Annotated in this window: 19 protein-coding genes; 10 read left to right on the top strand and 9 right to left on the bottom strand. The window is 57.2% G+C overall.

Annotation, left to right across the window (positions count from 1 at the left end; genetic code table 11):
* Positions 1-214: 214 nt before the first annotated feature.
* A complete protein-coding gene (locus ABJT94_RS03090) occupies positions 215-661 on the bottom strand; it encodes a GatB/YqeY domain-containing protein (protein WP_348477612.1) in 447 nt (148 codons plus the stop codon).
* Positions 662-762: 101 nt separating this feature from the next.
* The gene (gene rpsU, locus ABJT94_RS03085; RefSeq protein ID WP_028669284.1) at positions 763-978 is read right to left on the bottom strand and encodes a 30S ribosomal protein S21; all 216 of its coding nucleotides are present in this window, start codon (positions 976-978) and stop codon (positions 763-765) included.
* A 238-nt stretch (positions 979-1,216) separates the two neighbouring features.
* On the opposite strand from rpsU, the gene tsaD reads away from it, so the two are divergent.
* Genes tsaD through folK form a run of 3 tightly spaced genes read left to right on the top strand, consistent with a single transcriptional unit; the run spans position 1,217 to position 3,165 of the window.
* Positions 1,217-2,248, top strand: a complete 1,032-nt coding sequence (gene tsaD / locus ABJT94_RS03080) for a tRNA (adenosine(37)-N6)-threonylcarbamoyltransferase complex transferase subunit TsaD (protein ID WP_348477611.1) — start codon at positions 1,217-1,219, stop codon at positions 2,246-2,248.
* Positions 2,241-2,624, top strand: coding sequence for a dihydroneopterin aldolase (folB, locus tag ABJT94_RS03075; RefSeq protein WP_348477610.1), 384 nt, complete (start codon positions 2,241-2,243; stop codon positions 2,622-2,624). The genes tsaD and folB overlap by 8 nt, the downstream gene beginning before the upstream one ends.
* Before the next feature lies 1 nt (position 2,625).
* Positions 2,626-3,165, top strand: a complete 540-nt coding sequence (folK, locus tag ABJT94_RS03070; RefSeq protein ID WP_348477609.1) for a 2-amino-4-hydroxy-6-hydroxymethyldihydropteridine diphosphokinase — start codon at positions 2,626-2,628, stop codon at positions 3,163-3,165.
* A 253-nt stretch (positions 3,166-3,418) separates the two neighbouring features.
* On the opposite strand, the gene ABJT94_RS03065 is transcribed toward folK, so the two are convergent.
* Positions 3,419-4,075: an arylesterase gene (locus ABJT94_RS03065; protein ID WP_348477608.1), complete on the bottom strand. Its 657-nt coding sequence runs from the start codon at positions 4,073-4,075 to the stop codon at positions 3,419-3,421.
* Here ABJT94_RS03065 and ABJT94_RS03060 point away from each other — a divergent pair.
* From ABJT94_RS03060 to ABJT94_RS03050, 3 genes are all read left to right on the top strand, one after another.
* Positions 4,074-4,766, top strand: coding sequence for an ABC transporter ATP-binding protein (locus ABJT94_RS03060; RefSeq protein ID WP_348477607.1), 693 nt, complete (start codon positions 4,074-4,076; stop codon positions 4,764-4,766). The two genes, ABJT94_RS03065 and ABJT94_RS03060, sit on opposite strands and share 2 nt — an antisense overlap.
* Positions 4,763-7,303, top strand: a complete 2,541-nt coding sequence (locus tag ABJT94_RS03055) for an FtsX-like permease family protein (protein ID WP_348477606.1) — start codon at positions 4,763-4,765, stop codon at positions 7,301-7,303. Before ABJT94_RS03060 ends, ABJT94_RS03055 begins: the two co-directional genes overlap by 4 nt.
* A gap of 251 nt (positions 7,304-7,554) precedes the next feature.
* Complete coding sequence (locus tag ABJT94_RS03050; RefSeq protein WP_348477605.1) at positions 7,555-8,178, top strand: peroxiredoxin; 624 nt, start codon at positions 7,555-7,557, stop codon at positions 8,176-8,178.
* A gap of 262 nt (positions 8,179-8,440) precedes the next feature.
* Here the strand turns inward: ABJT94_RS03050 and ABJT94_RS03045 are convergent, their stop codons facing one another.
* The gene (locus tag ABJT94_RS03045) at positions 8,441-9,325 is read right to left on the bottom strand and encodes a LysR family transcriptional regulator (RefSeq protein ID WP_348477604.1); all 885 of its coding nucleotides are present in this window, start codon (positions 9,323-9,325) and stop codon (positions 8,441-8,443) included.
* A 132-nt stretch (positions 9,326-9,457) separates the two neighbouring features.
* On the opposite strand from ABJT94_RS03045, the gene trxA reads away from it, so the two are divergent.
* A complete protein-coding gene (gene trxA / locus ABJT94_RS03040) occupies positions 9,458-9,784 on the top strand; it encodes a thioredoxin (protein WP_127556171.1) in 327 nt (108 codons plus the stop codon).
* A 248-nt stretch (positions 9,785-10,032) separates the two neighbouring features.
* A complete protein-coding gene (locus ABJT94_RS03035; protein ID WP_348477603.1) occupies positions 10,033-12,543 on the top strand; it encodes an acyl-CoA dehydrogenase in 2,511 nt (836 codons plus the stop codon).
* Between the two features lie 37 nt (positions 12,544-12,580).
* Here the strand turns inward: ABJT94_RS03035 and ABJT94_RS03030 are convergent, their stop codons facing one another.
* Together ABJT94_RS03030 and rnt are read right to left on the bottom strand one after the other, a co-directional pair.
* Positions 12,581-12,883: an MTH1187 family thiamine-binding protein gene (locus ABJT94_RS03030; protein WP_348477602.1), complete on the bottom strand. Its 303-nt coding sequence runs from the start codon at positions 12,881-12,883 to the stop codon at positions 12,581-12,583.
* Positions 12,883-13,572: a ribonuclease T gene (rnt, locus tag ABJT94_RS03025; protein WP_348477600.1), complete on the bottom strand. Its 690-nt coding sequence runs from the start codon at positions 13,570-13,572 to the stop codon at positions 12,883-12,885. Before rnt ends, ABJT94_RS03030 begins: the two co-directional genes overlap by 1 nt.
* Positions 13,573-13,721: 149 nt before the next feature.
* On the opposite strand from rnt, the gene ABJT94_RS03020 reads away from it, so the two are divergent.
* Entirely contained in the window at positions 13,722-14,675 is a 954-nt protein-coding gene (locus ABJT94_RS03020; RefSeq protein ID WP_348477599.1) for an OmpA family protein, read from the top strand.
* Complete coding sequence (locus ABJT94_RS03015; RefSeq protein WP_348477598.1) at positions 14,672-15,031, top strand: hypothetical protein; 360 nt, start codon at positions 14,672-14,674, stop codon at positions 15,029-15,031. The genes ABJT94_RS03020 and ABJT94_RS03015 overlap by 4 nt, the downstream gene beginning before the upstream one ends.
* On the opposite strand, the gene ABJT94_RS03010 is transcribed toward ABJT94_RS03015, so the two are convergent.
* Genes ABJT94_RS03010 through ABJT94_RS03000 form a run of 3 tightly spaced genes read right to left on the bottom strand, consistent with a single transcriptional unit; the run spans position 15,028 to position 21,300 of the window.
* The gene (locus tag ABJT94_RS03010; RefSeq protein ID WP_348477596.1) at positions 15,028-20,007 is read right to left on the bottom strand and encodes a DUF6701 domain-containing protein; all 4,980 of its coding nucleotides are present in this window, start codon (positions 20,005-20,007) and stop codon (positions 15,028-15,030) included. The two genes, ABJT94_RS03015 and ABJT94_RS03010, sit on opposite strands and share 4 nt — an antisense overlap.
* Positions 19,988-20,398, bottom strand: a complete 411-nt coding sequence (locus ABJT94_RS03005; RefSeq protein WP_348477595.1) for a hypothetical protein — start codon at positions 20,396-20,398, stop codon at positions 19,988-19,990. Before ABJT94_RS03005 ends, ABJT94_RS03010 begins: the two co-directional genes overlap by 20 nt.
* Positions 20,395-21,300 carry a prepilin-type N-terminal cleavage/methylation domain-containing protein gene (locus ABJT94_RS03000; protein ID WP_348477594.1) on the bottom strand — a complete coding sequence of 302 codons (906 nt, stop codon included), beginning with the start codon at positions 21,298-21,300 and terminating at the stop codon, positions 20,395-20,397. Before ABJT94_RS03000 ends, ABJT94_RS03005 begins: the two co-directional genes overlap by 4 nt.
* Between the last annotated feature and the right edge of the window lies 1 nt (position 21,301).

Here is a 21,301-nt window from a genome sequence, read left to right as displayed (position 1 = left end):
GTTCCTCAAAGGGATGAATGCGCGGCGTATTGAACCTTCACAACGGGCATTGCCGGTCGAGCGTAAGTGTGGCGGAGCCGGTGTCGGTTCTGCCTTGGCGTAGCGTTACAACCGTCTGTTTCGGTCGTTTTTGCTGTCTGACGGCTATCAGGCCCGGTTCAACAGGGACCTGGCTTGGTCAGTTAACGCCAATCAGGGTCGGGAAACCCCGGGATCAGCCCAGTCGGGCCTTGATCAGTTTGCTCACCGCGGCCATATCGGCGCGGCCCTGTAATTGAGGTTTCAAAACCCCCATTACCTTGCCCATGTCTTGCATACCCTCAGCGCCGGTATCGGCGATGGCGGTATCAATAAGGGCATTAATTTCATCTTCCGAGAGCGCCGCCGGGAGAAACGTGGCAATCACCTCCATTTCTTCTCGCTCGATTGCGGCCAGATCATCGCGTCCGGCAGTCTCGTACTGCGCAATGGAATCACGACGTTGTTTGTTCATCTTATCGAGGATCGCCAAAACCCGGGCGTCATCGACGTCTACTCGCTCGTCAACCTCTACGCGTTTGAGCTCAGACAGAATCAGCCGCACCGTGCCCAGCCGTACCTTGTCTCTGGCACGCATGGCGTCTTTCATGGCTTCGGTGATCTGTTGCTTGAGCTCAGACATGTCAGGTCAACCCACTTTTAAAGCGATACTTCTATAGCGATTTTCAGCAACATCAGAACGGGCAAATTGTGTTATTTGCTCGTTAACCTTGTGCAGAAATCTTAGTACAACCGTACCAGACGCTTGTTTTCACGCTGCAGTTTCTTGGCGTGACGCTTAACCGCGGCGGCAGCTTTACGCTTGCGAACCCAGGTCGGCTTTTCGTAGTGCTCACGACGACGCACTTCAGACAAGACACCGGCTTTTTCACAGGAACGCTTGAAACGGCGCAGAGCGACGTCGAACGGCTCGTTTTCTCTTACTTTAACTGCTGGCATTAAAAAGACCTTTTCAGTGTGGGTTTGACATCTCGCAGCGGGTTCCGGTCGCAGAACCCCCAAATTCGAGGCGCGTGATTTTACGGCCTGCGGTCGTTGCTGTAAAGCCCTGGTTGGCCCGAAGCTGTCCGGGTGATTTCCTTTATGGCACGGCTTTCTTTAAACTCTCGCCTCTTCTACCACCTCCGGACCGGTTACGCTGCAGCCTGCGGGCCGGTTTTGCCCTTCGGGAGTCTGAATGCGCGTTCTGGGAATTGAAACCTCTTGCGATGAGACCGGCGTCGCCCTGTACGATTCTGAACAGGGTTTGTTGGCTCATACACTGTTCAGCCAGGTGAAAATGCACGCTGAATTTGGCGGTGTGGTGCCTGAACTGGCCTCGCGGGATCATATTCGCAAGCTGGTGCCGCTGATTCGGCATACCTTTGATCAGGCAGGATTGCCTTTGGGTGCTGTTGACGGCGTTGCCTATACCTCTGGGCCTGGCCTGGTTGGCGCCTTAATGGTTGGCGCCGCCCTCGCGCGTTCGCTGGCATGGACCTGGGAGGTGCCCGCATTGGGTGTGCACCACATGGAAGGGCATTTGCTGGCGCCGATGCTCGAACCCAACGCACCGCCGTTTCCGTTTGTCGCCCTGCTGGTCAGCGGCGGCCATACCTTGCTGGTGGATGTGCGGGGTGTGGGCGAATACCGCATTCTGGGCGAAACCCTGGACGATGCCGCCGGCGAAGCTTTCGACAAGACGGCCAAGATGATGGGCCTGCCATACCCGGGCGGACCGTTACTCAGCAAACTGGCAGACAGTGGCACGGCCGGTGTATTCGAGTTTCCGCGCCCCATGGTCGACCGCCCGGGAATGGATTTCAGCTTTTCGGGTCTGAAAACGGCGGTGCGCAACACTGTCGCGACCCATGCGGTTGAAGAAGCCGTGCCACCCCAGATTATGGCCGATATAGCCGCCGGCTTTCAGGAGGCCGTGGTTGATACGCTGTCCATAAAATGCCGCCGTGCTTTGAAAGAGACCGGTCACCGGTCACTGGTTATCGCCGGGGGCGTCAGCGCCAACCGGCGTCTGCGTGAAAAGCTGGAAGCCATGGCGACCGAACGCCGGTGCAAGCTTTACTACCCACGCCTTGAGTTTTGTACCGATAACGGCGCCATGATCGCTTATGCGGGCTGGCAGCGGCTCAAAGCAGGAGAAACAAGCCCGCTGGCATTGGATATCCGGGCGCGCTGGTCACTGGATGAGCTGGAGGCTGTGCATGGCTGAGAATAAGACGGTTGCAAACCCGGTATCGGACACCGTGTTTCTGGAAGGCTTACAGGTTGAAACGGTGATTGGCGCCTATGACTGGGAGCGCACAATACGCCAGACGCTCTGGCTCGACCTGACGCTTGCGTTCGATTGCCGGCCTGCTGGCACCAGCGACGACCTGGCCAAAGCGCTAGACTACGACGCCCTGAGCAAGCACATCCGCGCCTGGGCTGCGGAGCAATCCTTTGAGTTGATTGAGACCTTTGCAGAGCAGTTGTGCACTCTGATTTACGAATTCGCCGGCATCCGGGACATCCAGGTGCGCATCAATAAACGCGGTGCCGTGGCAGACTGTGCCGGAGTAGGCATTCATATCAGACGGACCTTTTAACGTGACTCTCTCCTCAAGCCCAAGCAGCGCCTCGCCCGTTCCAGTTGCCCTGAGCCTCGGCAGCAACATCAACCGTTACCGGCACATTACTCATGCGCTCGATGCCCTTGGCGATGCGTTCGGGGAGTTGCTGTGTTCTCCGGTCTATGAAAGCGAATCAGTCGGTTTCGATGGCAGCAATTTCCTGAATTCAGTGGTGTTGATAACAACGACGCTGGGGCTGGATGACATCGGGCCGATTCTCAAACAGATCGAAGACGACAATGGTCGCGATCGAAACGGCCCCAAGTTCGGCCCGCGAACCCTGGATATCGATGTGCTGACCTATGGCGACCTGGTGGGAGAGCACCACGGCATAGAGTTACCGCGACAGGAAACCGCCCGTAATGCCTTCGTGCTGAAACCCATGGCCGATATCCTCCCGGATACCCGGATGCCGGGCTCTGGCCTGACCTACGCGCAATTGTGGGAAAACTACCCGAAAGAGAAGCAAAAGCTCTGGGCTGTGCCGTTTGAATGGCGCGGGCGGGTGTTGTCCTGACTAGCCAGCGTCATGGGTCAGAAATTCGCGACATTTAGCCGACTTATCGTCCAAGGGCTGTCGTGTGCACCTGCGGGCTCCGAGCCTCCATGGATGGATTCACGGCATGCCTCCAGCAGGTGTGCCCGATAGCCCCCTTGGCAAACAAGTAACGTTAACCACCTAATGCAATTCGTCTTTGAATTTCTGACTCATGCCACGGAATTTGACCTCCCGCACCAAGTTCGCCTGAACTTCACTTGTAATCTTTACGTCAAGATGACGTCTGGCCCAGGGCTTCCTGCACCAGTGGCCATACATTATCCAGAATGATCGGTTGCGCTTCATCGGTAGGGTGCAAGCCGTCTTCCTGCATTAATTCGCGGTACTGGGCCACGCCTTCCAGCATAAAGGGCAGGTAAAGCACCTCGTGTTCGTCAGCCAGGGTGGCGTACTGTTCAAAAAACGGCTCGGTGTAGCGAGAACCGAAGTTGGGTGGCAAGCGTATCCCTAAGAGGATAACCGTGGCGCCGGATTGATGGGCCATATCGATCATCTCGCTCAGGTTGCGGCTGATTTGCGGAATCTGGAAGCCACGCAGGCCATCATTGGCGCCGAGCTCCAGGATCATGATGTCCGGCTCATACTGATCCAGCAGCGCGGGCAGGCGTTCCAGGCCTCCGCGAGAGGTTTCACCACTGATGCTGGCATTGATGACGCTGTAGCCTGCGTCATCCTGATTGAGCTGTTGCTCCAGCAGGGTTACCCAGGTGGCCTCCGGTGGCATGCCATAGCCAGCGCTGAGGCTGTCTCCCATGACCAGCAGGGTATTTGCCTGAACCGAAGCCAGAACACTGACCGCCGCTAGAGCCAGCAGTCGAGTCGCCTTATGGCGTAACCATTGAATACTCAGAAGAGACTCAAACAGCATGAATGATACGTCCACGATAATGATTGAGACCCGGAAGCTTAAACAGGAAGTCACCAGCGGGGAAGGGGCGCTGGTCATCCTGAAGGGGATCGACATGGCGATTCACGCGGGCGAGAGCGTTGCCATTGTCGGTGTATCGGGTTCCGGCAAGTCTACCCTGCTCGGCATGCTGGCGGGTCTCGACCGGCCCAGCAGCGGCGAAGTTTTCCTCGCAGGCACCGAGATCACGGCGCTGGACGAAGAACAGAGAGCCCTGTTGCGTGGCAAGCAAGTGGGATTTGTGTTCCAGAATTTTCAGCTGTTGCCAAGTTTGACCGCACTCGAAAACGTCATGCTGCCACTGGAAGTAAAGGGCGCGAAAGAACCTCAGGTTCGGGCCGCCCAGTGGCTGGAACGGGTTGGCCTGGCGGGCCGGGCAACGCATTACCCGCTGCAACTCAGTGGTGGTGAACAGCAACGAGTGGCGGTAGCGCGAGCCTTTGCCAGCGAAGCGCCCATCCTGTTTGCCGACGAACCCACCGGCAACCTCGACCGCCGCACCGGGGAAAAAGTAGCTGATCTGTTGTTTTCCCTGAACCGCGAAAGCGGCACCACTCTCGTGCTGGTCACCCACGATCCGAAACTGGCGGCCCGCTGTGACCGGCAGTTGGAAATGGAAGATGGCACCCTGCGCGAGGTGGCCCTGGCATGACGTTGTCTGTGAAATCCGCCGCACTTGAATCGGGTGCAAACCAGGGCCGATCGGCGCGATCACTGGCGCTCAAGTTATTGTGGCGTGACTGGCGCAGTGGTGAGCTGAATATTCTGATCGCTGCACTGATGGTGGCGGTAACTACGGTGACCAGTATTGGCCTGTTTTCTGACCGTATCCGCAATTCCATTCAGGACGAAGCGGGTTCATTGCTGGCAGCTGATGCTCAGATTCGCAGCCGCAATACCATTCCCATTTCGGCAGAATTACGGCAACAAGCCGAGTCTGCGGGGCTCGAGACTGCAGATATTGTCACCTTTCAGGCCATGTCGTTTGGCAACAATAATGCCTTGCAGCTGAGTGCCGTTAAGGCCGTATCGCCCGAGTATCCGTTGAAGGGCGAGTTAGTGATCGCTGACCAACCCTTTGGTGAGGGGCGTTCGGTGCAGGCAGGTCCGCCACCTGGCGAGGCCTGGATCATTTCTCGGTTGTTTCTGTCGCTGGGTGTTGAGATAGGCGACACCATTGGCGTCGGTGATGCCAATTTACAGGTAACGGCTGCGCTGATTACCGAGCCGGATGAAGCTGGCTCGTTTTTCGACTTTAACCCCCGGGTGATGATCAACACGGCCGATGTGGAACAAACCGGTGCTGTCCAACTGGGCAGTCGTGCCCGGTACCGGCTGTTGCTCGGCGGGGATGTCGAGCCATTTAAGGCTCAGGTTGAGGATAGCTTACGCCCGGATTACCGCTGGGCCGATGTGCGGGATGCCAACGAAGGGGTGACCTCGGCGCTGGACCGGGCGGAAAGTTTTCTGTTGCTGGCCGGTTCGCTCGGCGTGATGCTGGCCGGTGTAGCCCTGGCGCTGGCTTCACGGCGCTACGCCAGTCGTCAGTTGAGCCATGTCGCCCTGCTTAAAACCCTGGGGCTGACGCCCAATGTCATTGCCCGGTTGTATGCCGGTAATCTGCTGATTCTGGGTGTTATTACCGTGTTCGCCGGCCTGGTGCTGGGCTGGGTGCTGCACTGGGCTTTCCTTGAGCTGGCCTCTGGCCTGCTGCCACGAGAGCTGGAGCCAGCGGGCTGGCGCCCGCTCTGGATCGGCCTGCTGACGGGGCTTGTATGCCTGATGGCCTTTGCGTTTCCGCCGGTTTGGGTGTTGCGCCAGGTTCCTCCGGCCAAGGTGCTGCGTTCGGAACTCGAAGGCGGCACCCTGAGCCAGCGCGTGGTGGTGGCCATTGGCGCTGTTGCGGTGGTTGGGCTGGTCTGGTTTTACAGCGGCGATGTGCTGCTGACCGCGGCCCTGTTGGGCGGCGGGCTCATTGCCCTGGCGGGCGTTTCGCTGATGGCCGCCGTGCTGATTCGGGTGGTGCGGCGTTATGGCAGTCGGCTGGGCACGACCTGGCGGCTTGGCCTTTCCAACCTGCAGCGCCACAGTAGGCAGAATGCGTTTCAGATCATGGTGTTTTCGATCGCGCTGATGCTGTTGTTCATTCTGACCTTGCTGCGCTCTTCGCTGATCGGCGAGTGGCAGCAGCAATTGCCGGAAGGCGCCCCCAATCATTTTGCGTTCAATATCTTTGAAGACGAAATCGACGGCTTTCAGGGCATTCTGGATGCCAATAATGTACAGCGCGAGCCGCTGTATCCGATGATTAGGGGCCGGCTGACTGAGGTGAATGATGAAGCCCTCACTGACCGGCTGGACCGGTTGCAACCCAGTGGTGACGATTTCCGGCGCGAACTGAACCTTACCTGGTCCGACACCCTGGCAGACGATAATGCCGTCGTAGAAGGTGACTGGTGGGCGCCGGGTGATGCCGAGCGCAATCTGATCTCGGTAGAGCAGGAATTTGCCGAGCAACTGGAGATTGGGCTGGGCGATACGCTGACGTTCACCATCGGAGGGCAGCAGGTAGACGTCACGGTTAAGAGCATACGCTCCGTACAATGGGACAGCCTGGCACCGAATTTCTATGTGATATTCAGCGGCCCCATTTTGGACGGTGCCGGTGCGGCCTACATCACCAGCTTCTATCTGGATGCAGACCAAAAGCCCTTGTTGGCGGAACTGCTGCGCCAGCATCCGACCGTCAGCGTGATTGAGGTCGATGCCATCATCAGGCAGATTCAGGACATTGTTGGCCAGGTGACAGTGGCGGTGGAGTTCATTCTTGGGCTGGTGTTGGTGGCGGGTTTCATTGTGCTGCTGGCCAGTGTGCAGGCGACTCTCGATGTCCGCCTGGTCGAAAGCGCCATTCTGCGCACTCTGGGTGCCCGGGCGGCGCTGGTGCGGGGCGGGCTCTGGATCGAGTTTGCCTCGCTTGGCGCGCTGGCGGGCTTGCTGGGTGCGCTCGGTGCGGAACTTGCCCTGGCTTATTTCCAGACGGAAATGCTGAATCTCAGCTGGACACCGCATCCATTGCTCTGGGTCACAGGTCCGGTTCTAGGTGGCTTGGTCATCGGTGTGATCGGTGTTGTCTCGACCCGGCGGGTGATCAAGGTGCCGCCCATGGTCGTGCTCAGAAGCGTTTAAGTTTGGTTCTTGCGCACGGCGGGCCATTGAAATGGCTCGCTGTGCCCTAATCATACCCGCAAAGGCATTTGTTGAGCGGCCGGGTCTGTGTACTGGTGTCGCAAATCGAACATTCCCTGAACTGCAATGCATAACCATTAACTTGGTAGACTGTGGCGCCGCGACTTGTTGTTACCGGCGGTCCGGGCTCAGGGCAGTGGCGCCTGTTTTTTCATAACCCCTGTATTCATCAACCTACTCAAGGAGATTTCATGAGTGTATTACTGGGTCGCAAGGCCCCTGATTTCACCGCACCGGCGGTTAAAGGCAACGGCGAAATCGTTGACAACTTCAGCTTGAGCCAGTCCATCGAAGGACGCTATGCGCTGGTTTTCTTTTACCCGCTGGACTTCACCTTTGTCTGTCCTTCAGAGCTGATCGCTCTGGACAAGCGTGTTGAAAAGCTGAAAGAGATGGGTGTTGAAGTGATCTCTGTATCGATCGATTCGCACTTCACCCACAACGCCTGGCGCAATACGCCGGTCAATGAGGGCGGTATTGGCCCGGTACGTTACACCATGGTCGGCGATATGGACCACAGCATCACCAAGGCCTATGGCGTTGAGTCTGAAGGTGGCGACAGCTATTACCCGCCAGGCGTAGCCTTCCGTGCCTCGTTCGTGATCGACAAGCAGGGCGTGGTTCGTGCCCAGCACATGAATGATGAGCCGATTGGCCGCAACATCGACGAGCTGGTTCGCGTGGTTGAAGCACTGCAGTTCTTTGAAGAGAACGGTCACGTTTGCCCGGCCGGCTGGCAGAAAGGCGACGAAGGCATGGTTAACACGCCCGACGGCGTTGCTAACTACCTGGGTACCAACTCTGACAAGCTCTGATCTTTAGAGTTACCTGGGAACCCGGCTTATGCCGGGTTTTTTTTGCCATGAGTTGTCGTCAGGCGCCGGGTACCGTCCTTCGGGGTCGCTGTGAATACGTCCATGTACGCTTGACTTCGGGATATGAATCCCATCCATGGGATTTACCCTCCGGGTTCGCTGCGCTCATGCTAAAACGCTCCCGGCGTTTTAGTCCATGCCTCAGACATCCCCGAATGACGATACCCGGCACCCGCCGACTTAACTCCGGGTTTGTTAGTCTTCACAGAAGGCTATAAAGCCTCCCAATATGATTCTGAAAGTGGTCCAGAAACAGCTGGGTTTTCAGCGGAAGCTGGCGGCTGCGGTAGACTACGGTCAGTTGTTGAGCGACCGGTTTTCCCTCCAGTGTTACCTCCATCAATGCACCTCGCCGAACGGCGGGTTCGGCCTGGTAGCGGGCCAGGCGCGCGATGCCCAGGCCGCGAACGGCAGCCTGCAGTTGCATGTCCGGGCTGTTCAGCACGAGTCGGCCAAATACAGGTTGAACGGTGAGCGTTTGGCCGGTTCGAAATGCCCACTGGGTTTCACCGGTTTGCAGGATGCAGCGGCATTCGCCGAGTTCAAACAGGGTAGCTGGCCGTTTTTCGGCGCAGTGAGGGGCGATATAAAGACCCTGGGGAATGCTCATCAGGGAGCGTGCTATCCAGTCGCTGTCGGGCAGGGGGGCGTCGTGCAGGATGAACTGGAGGTCGTGGTCGGGCGAGGGTGAGGGGTATTGTCCGCTGTATTGGGTGCAGCTGAGGCTGATGTCCGGGTAGCGTTGCAGGAATTCGCTGATCAGTTCGCCCATCTGGGTGGTGAACAGTTCCTGGGGCATCTGGATCGATAGGGTGCCCTTGGGTTGGCGCTGGTAGGCCAGTACGGACGATTGAATCTCGGCCAGTTCATCGAGAAAGGGGGCGGCGTTGTTGTACAGGCTCTTGCCGGCCTCGGTCAGGTCCATGCGGCGGGTGGAACGCTCCAGCAGGGTGACGCCCAGCTTTTCTTCAAACTGCCGCAACTGGCGGCTGAGGGTCGATTTGGGCATGCCGCGCCGGGCTGCTGCAGCGGTGATGCTGCCCGCGTTGACGGTATCGACAAAAAGGGACAGGCCATCCAATTCCATGATTAGGGTTCTCTTACCAGGGTGATTGTTCCAAATATGGCATAAAGATGCTCAAAAATACTGTCTAGTATCAAAAATTAAAGCACTTATGATGGGGGGCATTAAAGTCATTGCCCTGAAGAGGAAAGCAGAATGTCGAATGTGAAATTGCTGAATGCAGACGAATTTAATGCCAATGTTGAAGGTGGCCAGGGTCTGACTCTGGTGGACTTCTACGCCGACTGGTGTGGCCCCTGTAAAATGATTGCTCCGGTACTTGAAGACCTGGCCAGCGAATACGAAGGCAAGGTCAACGTCGTGAAGCTGGATGCCGATGCCCACCCGGACGTGTTGTCCAAATACGGTGTTCGCGGCCTGCCCACCCTGATGATGTTTGAAAATGGCAAGCCAGTGGGTACCCGTGTCGGCGCTCAGCCTGCCAGTGCACTGAAAGCCTTTATCGGTGAGCATTCCGCTTAATCGATCTTGTTTTACCCAATACTCTCCTTTTTACCGGGCTCTGCCCGGTTTTTTCATTTCCCGCCCCTTATATGAAAGATTCGTTCCCCTCTGGCAAAAAAGCCCGGAAAGCGGTGCTTTCGATTGGCAACTTGATCAACAAGTCGCTAAGTTTCAAACATGTGTTTTATTATCGGCTCGTCCAGGCGGTTTAAGGTGTAGAGTCTGGTGTGAGGGCACGGGTATTTTTTACCGATCGGGAGATCATTATGAACCATTTATTGATTCTGGCGTTGGCGGTGGTCGTCAAGCTTGTGATTTTACGCCGCGAAATGGGCGCCATGGCCCTTGTGGTCGGCTTTGCCATCGTGGGCATCCTTGGCTTCATGTGGAGTAGCCCCTGGTTGGGCGCCCTGTTGATTCTGGCGGCCGCTGGTACGGCCATTGGCGGGTTGCCGGCGCTGCGCAGCAGCTGGCTGACGCCAAAACTGTTTTCGATTTTCAAGCAGGTGGCACCCAAGGTCTCGGATACCGAGCGGGTGGCGCTGGAAGCCGGTACCGTCGGCTGGGATGGTGAATTGTTTTCCGGTCGTCCCGACTGGCGGGTGCTGATGGACAACCGCAACAATGGCCTCACCGATGAAGAACAGGCCTTTGTTGATGATCAGTGTGGTGTGGTCTCTGGCATGTGCAATGCCTGGGACATCGCCAACGAACGCGCCGATTTGCCGGCCGATGCCTGGAATTACCTGAAGAAAGAAGGGTTTTTCGGGATGATCATCCCGAAAGAATACGGCGGATTGGGCTTTTCGGCCAAGGCGCAGTCGGCCGTGTTGCAGAAGTTGTCGGTCAATGAGTCGCTGATGGTGGTGGTTGGGGTACCCAATTCCCTCGGCCCGGGCGAGTTGCTGCTGAAATACGGGACTCAGGAACAGAAAGACCACTATCTGCCGCGCCTGGCCGATGGCCGTGAAATCCCCTGTTTTGGTCTGACTGGCCCACGCGCCGGGTCAGATGCGACCTCGATTCCCGATACCGGCATTGTCTGCAAAGGCATGCATGAGGGTAAGGAAGTTCTGGGCGTCCGACTGAACTTCGAGAAACGCTGGATTACCCTGGCGCCCATTGCCACCGTGGTCGGCCTGGCCTTCCGGATGTTTGACCCCGATAAACTGCTGGGCGATACCGACGACATTGGCATCACCTGTGCGCTGATCCCGCGGGATACCGAGGGCATGGAAATTGGCCGTCGTCATGCGCCCATCGGCAGCCCCTTTATGAACGGCCCGATCATCGGTAAAGATGTGTTTATTCCAATGGACTGGCTGATTGGCGGCACTGAGATGGCCGGTCAGGGCTGGCGAATGCTGGTGGAATGCCTCTCGGTAGGGCGCTGCATTACGCTGCCTTCCGGTGCCAGCGGCTCGGGCCGTTATATGGTTGGACTGGCCGGTGGCTTTACGCGCATTCGCCGTCAGTTCAATGTACCGGTGGCGGACATGGAAGGGGTGCAGGTGCCGTTGGCGCGCATCGCCTCCATGGCGTACATCGCTCGCGCCACGGTGCGGCACACCGCTAATATGATCGACAACGGTGAAAAACCGGCCGTACCCTCAGCTATTCTGAAAAGCCAGCTGACCGAGTTCCAGCGCCAGATGGTGACGGACGCCATGGATGTGCATGGCGGTAAAACCGTAACCCTCGGGCCGCGAAACTATCTGGGCATTGGTTATTCATCGACGGCGGTGTCGATCACCGTTGAGGGCGCGAACATCATGACCCGCAGCCTGATGATCTTTGGTCAGGGTGCGATTCGTTGCCACCCCTGGGTGCTGAAAGAGCTGGAAGCGAAAGACAACAACGATGCCAAAGCCTTCGATAAAGCCATTTTCGGGCATATTGGCATGGCTGCCGGTAATGTGGCGCGCTCGCTGACTGCGGCGCTGGGTATTCCAACGGGCGAGACGCCGTTTTACGGCGATGCCGGTCGCTATGCCCGGGCGGTCAACCGGTTCAGCGCCTCCTTCAGTTTGCTGGCCGATGTGGCCATGGGCACACTCGGTGGTGGGCTGAAACAGCGGGAAATGCTCTCGGCGCGGCTGGGGGATGTGCTGTCGAACCTCTATATGACTTCGATGGTGCTCAAAGAATGGCACGAGGGCACCAAGGTCGCCGGTGAGGAAGCGCTGATGCGCTACAGCTGTGAGTTCCTGCTGCACCGTGCTGAAATTGCCATCGACGAGATTCTCGACAACCTGCCGAACCGCCCAGTTGCCATTGCCGTGCGCCCGATTGTATTGCCGCTGGGTAAGCGCTGGCCAATGCCGTCCGATAAACTGGTGGCTCGCATCGCCCGGGATGTATCAACCGATACGCCCCTGCGCAGCCATCTGATTGAAGACACCTGGCAGACGCACGAAGAAGGCCAACAGGAGAATCCGCTGGCGCGTTACAACGCCCTGCTGAAAGACAATGATCGGGCAACCGAGTTGTACAAGGTGGTCAACAAGGCGTATGCCAAGGGTCAGTTGCCAGCGACGGCGCTGCACCCGGAGCAGCGTGCTGAAGAAGCGTTAAAGGCAGAACTGATCAGTGAGGCGGACTACACCTTCATGGTGGCTTATGAAGCCGATGTACTCGACATGCTGACCGTCGATGATTTTGCCTTCGATGAGCTGGCGCGGAACAAGAGCAAGATCGTCTGGCATAACGGACGTCCGAAGGCGAAAGCCAAGAGTAAGGCGGCTCCGAAGAAAACTGAGACGGCGACAGACGAGTAGGAAGGAACGCTGGCCGGGCTAACACCCGGCTAGAGGTTTAAGGCGCCAGGCGGTTGTTAACCGCCCCGATTTTGTCATCGAAGGTCTGGTCTTTGTCAGTACGGGTACCAACCTTGATGGTGGATGACAGGCGGGTGACACCGCCTTCGTGAAGCTCGGCGTGGCAGGCCTTGACGGCGGCGAAGACGTCGTCCCAGTCGCCATAGAGATTGGTGCCATAGGCATGCATTCGGGTTTCAATCGGGAAACGTTGCAGGATGCGCTGGCACCGGGCAATCTCGTCAGCAACCGAGACGCCCTCGCCAATAGGGATAACACACAGGTCAGCCATGCATTTCATCAGCTCTGCTCCTGCCGGTCCATAAATTCCTGCTGGGTTTCAAACTCCCCGACTTCTGGCACCAGTGGCCAGCCACCGAGCTGCTTCCAGCGGTTGACCATGTCGCAAAACAGCTCGGCGGTTTTGCGAGTGTCGTACTCGGCACTGTGGGCTTCGCGGTCGTTGAATTCAATACCGGCAGCTTCGCAGGCTTTCTTGAGCACGGTCTGGCCGTAAACCAAGCCGCCCAGCGCCGAGGTATCGAAGGTTGAGAACGGGTGAAAAGGGTTGCGCTTAATGTCGGCTCGTTCGACCGCGGCCATCAAAAACGAATGGTCGAAGGTCGCGTTGTGGCCGACCAGTATGGCCCGCTTGCACTCTTCATCCTTGACGCCGTGGCGTACCATTTTGAAGATGCTCTTCAGCGCATCGGCTTCATCGACGGCCTCGCGCAGAGGGTTATGCGGGTCGATCCCGGTGAATTCAAGCGCCGCCTTTTCCATATTGGCGCCTTCAAACGGCTGAACATTGAAAAACAGGGTTTTATCCGGTGATAGCCAGCCTTCTGAATCCATTTTCAGAGTAACGGCGGCAATTTCGAGCAGGGCATCGGTGCGGGCATTGAAGCCTGCTGTTTCGACGTCGATGACAACCGGGTAATAACCACGAAAACGCTGCGATAACAGCCAGTGAGCTTCGGGGTGCGACACGCGCGCTCCAGACCATGAATTTGACGATCATCTTAATGAACTGGTCAGTTATGGCAAGGCGTTTGCTGTGGTTTTATAAATAGGGCGTAAACAGGCCTCTTTTCGGTCAATATTCGGCCGATAACCGGCAAAACACGGGAGATACACAGATGACCGTTCGGCAACGATTGGCCCAAGCACCCCAGGCAGCGGTGATTTTTGGCCGCGATGGCCTGATCGCCCTGGTGCTGGGGTGTTGCCTGCCGGTGGCCTGGGCAGCGGACTACGGTACCGGCCTGTCCGACACCACCTGGCAACTGGAGGCCAACGAGTATTACTGCAAGTTTTATCAGCCGATTCCGCAATACGGCCTGGCCGTGTTCTTTCATGAGGCGGGTGAAGAGCTTGAATTCTATTTGCAGGCCACCCGCAACCAGATGGCCCTGGGCCAGGCGGCGCTGACCGTAGAGGCGCCAGACTGGCGCTCCAGCGCTCTGACTCACGAGCTGGGCTATGTGCGGGTGCAAGACCGGGACATTCCGCTGCGCGTGGAGCCCGACCGGGCCCGGCGCATCATGGGCGAGCTGGCCAATGGCATGGCACCGACCTTCACGCGGCAGGCGCGTTATGGCTCCGAGTCGATTCGCGTGCAGGTGTCGCCGGTTGAATTCAAAAGCTATTACAACGACTATCTGGCCTGTTCTGCCGGGTTGTTACCGGTCAATTTCAGCCAGGTCGAGCGCACGGTAGTCAATTACCCGAGTGGCGGCGAGCTGCTCGATAATACGGCGCAGTCTGTATTGGATGATCTGGTTGCCTACGTCGCAGCCGATGAGCGCATTCTGGCGCTGGAAGTGGTCGGCCACAGCGATAACGTAGGTACCCGCTACGATAACCGCCGGCTGTCCGAGCGCAGAGCCAACCGCGTGACCGATTATCTGGTGGAACAGGGTGTCGACCCGTCGATTATCCTGACCGACTATCAGGGCGACCGTTATCCCATTGCCTATAACAACACGGCCGCTGGGCGCTCTGCCAACCGGCGCACCACCATTTTGGTGGTTCGCGATTCCGGTGATGCAGACGACCCCTTGAACGGCTTGCCGGATTTTGATGCCCGATGATGTCTCCCTTCCGACGCCAACACCGAAGCGACGCCGGTTCAGGACCGGCCGTGGTACTGACCGACGATCATCTCGTCTATCGCCGTGCCAGCGGTGCTCTAACCGAGCTGGACCTGGCGGATCTGACCCGGGTATCGGTGTTTGCTGATGCCAGTGGCCAGTGTTTCTGGCACATTGAAGGCAAGGGCTGCACGGAAGCCATCGTACCGGTAGATGTTCCGGGCGAATCACTGATTCGCCAGTATCTTAGCCAGTGGCGCGGGTTTGACTACGACGGCCTGGTGCGATTTGTCAGTGAGGGGCAGCCGCAGGGACACAGGCAACTATGGCCCCTGACGGTCAGCACGGATCGTTAACGGAAGCCGTCCTGCTGGAACAACAGGGGCGAGCGCCCCTGGTACAGACCGAAATACAGGGTGCTGGGTGGCCCGGTCATACCCAGCCCGGTATCCCAATCCCATGTCAGCCAATTGGGCACATCAACCAGAACACCCACGATACCCGGTGTGGTCGATTCTGCCACCAGGGTGCCGGCACCCGCGTTCAAACCAACCAGAGTGCCATCGGCCGAGTTGGCTACGCCAGCACAATTGAGACCGCCGGGCTCACAAACCCCCTGGAAGCTGAGGCCGGGAATCTCGCCAGTGCCGGTTGCGTTGTCGCCCGTAAACGCAGCAAAACTGACGACGTTGGGGGTTATGCTGCTATCTACATCGTCGAGTACTTCAACCCATACTGGTAGTTCGGCCGTTTCCTGAGTACTGACCTGGCGTTCGGCGTTTAGCCGGGCGTAGTAGAGATCAACTGAATTAAGATTTAGGGTCAGACCCTCGCACGCAGCCCCGTCGCCGTGACACGCCTCGCCATCGCTGAGCTTGTTGGCCTCAACGATCAACTGATTCACCGCCTGCGGGGCATCGTCTACAGTTGGTACGCCAGCTGAGCGCGGCCAGGACAGTTCGGTTTGACTGAGAGTCAGGATCACCTCGCCGTCGTAATTTTCTGTGTCTGACAAGGCCCAAGTGACTTGATCGTACGTCAGATCACCGCCTGTGTTGTTCTGGCCGGCGGGCTTTTGATACAGGTCATCCGTGTTTAGCGCCAACTTGAAAAAGTCACCGTCGTAGTTGGAGATCGCGTTGTTGTTGACATCAAACGCCTCCACTACTAATGGAATCGACGACAGCGTCGCAGTCTGACCCTGATAATGGAAAGACGTCGAACCCCAGTTGGCCGGGTTGTTCTGAGTAATGCGCAAATAGGCGGGAATGAAACGACCTACCCGAACGGTATTGGATTCAACCTCCAAGTCTGGCGAACCCGTCCTGGCGAGGTAACTGTCAATTTTCCCCTTGAGGTCAATGACCCCCAGGTCGGAAAAGCTCAACCCCAGTCCCGTGGCCAGGGTCAGTGTACTGGTATCAAGGGTGCCATCGGGCTGTTCGTAAGCTGCCCAGGCACTGCCGGGTGTCGAGCTGCCATCTCCGCCACTCAGTTCGCCCTTTGCGTCCTCATCACCCGGAGCGGCAATGGTGGTCAAAGCGCCCCAGTTGATGTCTGGTAACGTTATCGTGCGGGCAAAGTTGGGAGTGGGGCTTCCAAGGGCATTGAGGGCTTGCACCTCTAGCCGGAAGGGCTCGCTGGCTTGGGTAAATACCGGGGCATTGGCGCTGGCGGTTACCGAACCGTCGGTTGCAAGCTCGTCACCGTCGCTGTTGCGAACCCTCAACAGGCGAAGCTCGGCAGGTTGAACTCGCAGGTTGACGCTTTGACTCAAGGTAATTGATGAGGGATTGCCGTCAACATCGGGCAGGGTGTATTCCAACGTTAATGGTTGAACGCCAACGTCAGGTGATAGCAGTGAAAACTCGGCCGTTGAGTCTGCCGTAAATGTCAGCGGCAGCGTGGTGGTGTCTTCACCGGCAACTTCGTTCTGTGGGTTAGGCAATACAGTTGTGGTGCCTGCGTTGGTCAGTTCGACCTGTTGGGAGGGGCTGCAACTGGTCGGGTCGCTGCAGTCAGTGCCCGCTGTAAAATCCAGTGTGCCACCGTCGCTGAACAGACTTTCACAAACACCGGTGGTATTGGTCCGCACTGCCTGCACCGAAAAAGGCCCTTCAGTCGCACCGGCGATCAGATCGAAGAACGCCGTGCTGTTGGTTGTATTCTCAGTCGGGAAGAAGCGCAAACCGACATCACTGAACGTCACCTGGCAATTGGCTTCAGCGGTTGTTGAACCAGCGATAAAGCACAAATTCTGAGTGAGTGGCACCGTCGAGGGTGTGCTGTTTGGCACGCCCAGGGTGTAGGTGCCAGCTGCGCCAGGTAAGTAGCCGATCGACTCTCCAGAGACGATATCGGTCACCACATTACCACCCTCCCAGCCATCAACAGGGCTCAGGGTAGCGCTGAACGGATCGGTGTATTCCAGTGTGCAGGCTTCATTGGCGCAAGCGCGAATGGTCACATCCAGGGGTTCGCAGGTGAGTCCGACGGCCTGGTTTCGAACCAGCTCAAAATGGTGAATGGGGGCATCGTAGGGCTCGATAATGTCGGCACACACCTGAAAGTTATCGATCTCATGATTGGCGCTGCTGCCGCCGGTCGAGCCGGTTAGGGTAAGTACAAGCTTTTCAGGAATGGCCGGCTGGCCGGCTTCGTTGAGTGCATCGAATTCACTCACCAGTGTTACGTACCCAGAGCCTGCGTTGCGCTCGATTTTTACCAGCGCCTGAGTGCCGTTGCTGTTATCAATAGTAATGCGATACCGGTGTGGTGTTGTGCTGGATGTCAGCACCGCCGGGGATATGTTGGCGGACGTACCTCGCAAGTATCGGTACCCGGTTGTGCCAGACCCGTAGCCACGGATGGCAATGGCATTGCTCCGGGCTCCGGGGCCCCCGACCCGACCCTCAGTCGGGTTCGAGAAATTGCCAAATTCGTCCAGACCAATGCCCAGCCAGCCGCCGTTGAAGCCCGGGTCGCCATTGTTTCGTTGTGCGTAGCCCAGTGAACCGCCAAAGCTGCCTGGAAAAGGAGTAATGTCGCGGTCAGAAAAAGTGACGGTCACGCCATCGGCGGCATTGGTGGCGCCGTTATTCTTGTAGGCGTAGAAATCAAACTCGACGACGACGCGGTTGTTTTCACTTGGGAACTGCCGCAAGAAGGTGGTAGCCGTTGCAATGTTGGTGCTATCGGGGGTCAGGCGCAGTCGTCCTCCAACGACCTGAGGTGTAAAGCTGCCACTGCTGCGCAGTGTTTGCCAGTCGGCGCTCAGGCTGCCGCTAAAGGTATCGGTGATGCAGGTGCCCGGTGTTGAGCAGGCAACGGTGTTGCCCATGTCGGCCAGAATCTGACTGCTGGACTGGGCATAGTCGTAGAGTCGCACTTCGTCGAACACACCGTTGGCGGAACGGCCGGGCTCGACATAATTGGAACGGTTGTCGCCGATGTACAGACTGTTGAGCTGGCTGAGTAGTCCGGTTGTATTCTGGTTGTTTAACGTGCCCACGGCTGTACCGTTGGCGTAGATACCGAAATCGCCATCGATCATGTCCCAGGTGATGGCTACATGTACCCATTCGTTTGCGTTAAAGTTTCGGGTGCTGTTGTTGGTTTGAAAGTTGTAGTCGCCGTCGTTTGAATCTTCAAACTCGAACCGCAGCCGCCCATCGTTGCGGAGCATGAGGTAAAAATAGCGGTTGTTCCCATTGTTGCCGTATTGATCACTGTTGGCAGAAAACAGAACCCGGTCCTGATTATCGCCATCCCAGTCGAGGTTGCTTTTATACCAGAAACTGAGTGTCCCGCGGGTTGGGGTAAGGTCACCCGGGTTTAAACCGGTATCGATCGCGGAGCGCAATGCACTGCTGTTGTTGGCCGGTACTAAAGCGCCTTCGCAGGTGTAACCCGCTGCCGGGGTAATATTGCCCGTGGTTGTGGCGTGATTGTTGTTACCACTGTAATCCAGAATTTCCCCTGCCGCACCGGAGAAACTGCTTTCATTGAGTGGGTAATAAGCGACAGGCGTCAGCGACGTGCAGTAGTAAAGTGCAGAGGCTGGAATAATTGTCAGGCCAGATTCACCCGGCGGCTCCCACCCCAGTTGAATGGTCGCACCACCGCCGTTCTCATAATATTCCAATACAACAGGAACCAGTTCACCCGCCTGCAAGGAGACCGTAGCAGTTACAATTCTCGGAGCGTGATCGGACCAGTCGTTGATGACCAGGTTACCATCGATATACAACCTTGCACCGTCGTCCGAGTTGGTAGCCAGAGTGTAAGTTCCGGTAGTTGGCGCATAGAGATAGCCAGTCCAGCGAATCGAGAAATTGTCGTTGCCTACCGCAGCGGTGCTGGGTGAGCCGGAGCCCCATGCGAAGTCGATGGTCGACACGGTGTCTTCATAGGCGGGCGTACCCGTTAAAAAGCGATTGTTGAAATACTCGCCTTGAAGGCCCGGGTTAAGTGCACAGTTTTCCGGAGGTTGGGGCGCTGCTGGCTGGCAATTGGGGCTGGTAGGAGTGCAGGTGCCGTAGACGTTGCTGTTGTTGGAAACATCGATTTCGGAATTAATGGGTGCCGTCAAATCGCCATGGACTGTGGAATTGCGCACTACAATTTCATTGGAATTACTGACTACATTGACCGGATTTGAGGGGCTACCAAAGGTGCTGTCTTCAATTCTTACTCTGCTGGCCCCGCTGACACTCCCTGCGATGAAGGTGACGTCCTCAAATTCAATGGGGTTGTTGGAAGTCATAACGAAGTCGCCACTGAGTGTGCCACCGTCAAACATCATACCGGATTGGGCCTGGGCGCCCCCGAGCAGGTTAGTGTCTTGGGCTTCAACGCGATTATTGAGGCTGGTCACTTTACCGGTAACGGTACCGCCATCGAGATCTATGTCACCATTGGCCGTCAGGGTGCCATTGACAATGCTGTCGGTTAATTCGATGCCGCTGCTGTTCGAAGTCAGATCACCGAATACGGAGCTTCCATCGGTAATGATTTGACCGTAACTATCGACCAGGTCAATGCGATTGGTATTGGACCCGACACTACCGTCTCCCAATCTGAAACCATTGTTGGCAACCAGGGTTACGTTGGTATTGGCAACGATGTCGTCGCCATTATTCAATGTGATGCGGCCGTCACCTGTACAGGTATAGGTTGTGCCCGAAACATTCCAGCTGGTCGAGCAGCCGGGAAACTGGCCCAGCGATAGGTTAAAAACCTCAGCCAGAGCAGGTAGGCTAACACTCAGTGTTGCACCGGCTACCAGTACACGGGTAATGCTTCGACGTAACTTAGAGTTCAACTGTGGCATTGCGATGGGTCCAGACGTAGTTGGCATCGTTCAGATTGCCAAAGGCCGCTTGGGCCGTCAGCCGATACAGATAGACGCGTTGCGCGACCGGGTTGGGGCGGTTATACCTCCCTTCGGTACACCGCACGGTGACTGTGTAATCAGAGTAGGCAGGGACCGTGACGGTTGTATTGGCTACACAGGCGCCGGACCCTTCTTCTACCAGCCGTTGAGTGGCCCATTCAAGCCCTGCTGAGGCGGCCTGTCGTGCCCGGCTTTGCAGCAGGTTTTGCGTGACCTGGGCGCTGGATGAAATCGACAACCGGGAGATGACCACCAGAGCAGCGCCGATGACAACGATCAGAAAAATAACTGCGACCAGTGCGACGCCTTGCTGTGGTTTGCGGTTCACAGGCCATTCCCCAGCACAAAGGTATCGGTGAGTTGAATGCCTTCCGAGCTATCCCCCAGGGCCAGTGTAATCGTGAGGGTAGGGGGGCGGTACAGAAAGCCTGGTGTCCAGTTGAAGCGGCATTGCGTGACATCGTCGGTAATGCGAGCCGGTGTGGCTGCGCCTATGCGGCTGGCCAGTGCCGTGTTGCTCAGGTCAGTATAGCCGGTAATGCGCTCCAGCCGCCCGCTGTCGCAACGGTAAGCGACGGGCCCATTGGTAAAGTAGGCCCTGAAAAAGGGACTGTCACTGGGGAAGCGGTGGTTGCTGTTGTCGAGTGTTATCTGGGTCACCGGGCACTGAGAGCAATCGCCACAGTCGCAGGTGGTTCGGTTAACAATCGAATTGACCTCTGCTATGTAGCCTTCCTGGTTGCCCGCCAGTTCATCGGCCCAATCGCTATAGAGTTGGCTAAAACCGGGTGAGGCGATTGAAACATAGGTTGACGTGCCTGCCGGCAAGCTGGACAGCACCCCAAAAACATCAAAAGACTCGTCGTTATTGAGGTTCAGTCGATCGTAGGTGGGTGCGTAGTTGCGATCACGGTATCGCAAGGCCGGTTGTGCCTGATCCGGAGACAGGGTGAAAAACTCCACAACCTGATCATTGCCAGCGGTTGCCTCTGAGGTGCGCACCGAATTGGGAACCGACCTGTCCAGATCTTGCCGCAGTTGAAAAAAGGCGGCTTCGCCCTGTTGCACCCAGGCCGCGCGTTGTTGGGTATCGACAATGGCGGAATAGCGATTGCCGATTAGAGGGCCGACGACCGCTACCAGAATGCCGATGATCACGATCACGATGATCAGTTCAACCAGCGTAAAGCCGGGCTGGTGAAAGCGTTTCGGGTGTATGGACGTCATCATA

It is taken from the genome of Saccharospirillum sp. (assembly GCF_039982735.1).
Classification (GTDB): domain Bacteria; phylum Pseudomonadota; class Gammaproteobacteria; order Pseudomonadales; family Natronospirillaceae; genus Saccharospirillum.
Note: the sequence above shows the minus strand (reverse complement) of the source record. Positions and strands in the feature narration are given on the sequence as shown.